Origin of the sequence: Halorubrum sp. SS7 (genome assembly GCF_005435055.1) — an archaeon.
Lineage (GTDB): Archaea > Halobacteriota > Halobacteria > Halobacteriales > Haloferacaceae > Halorubrum > Halorubrum salinarum.
Genome location: NZ_SGXV01000579.1, coordinates 1 through 248 on the forward strand (window position 1 = coordinate 1; position 248 = coordinate 248).

The 248-nt window shown below is 71.8% G+C and carries 1 pseudogene; it reads left to right on the forward strand.

The features are described 5' to 3' along the window. Window positions 1–248 (forward strand): annotated as a pseudogene (locus tag EXE44_RS19210) (hypothetical protein); the annotation flags it as partial.

The following is a 248-nucleotide window of genomic DNA, read 5'->3' on the forward strand; positions in this document are numbered from 1 at the left end:
GGCGGACCCGTCGAGGACGTGGTCGTCGACGCGGAAGCGGACGAGGGGTCGACCGAGGAGCCTCCGGACGAAGACCTCGACGTCCCCGACGACGGCGTCGTCCGCCCGGATTTCTCGCCGAGCGATCGCGACTACTCGGAGCCCGCGGAGCGGATCGACACGGGCGAGTACGCGGTCGACCAGAATCCGTCGGACGCCGACGTCGCACACGGGCCGGGACCAGGAGCCGAGCGCGGCGATACGGAGAG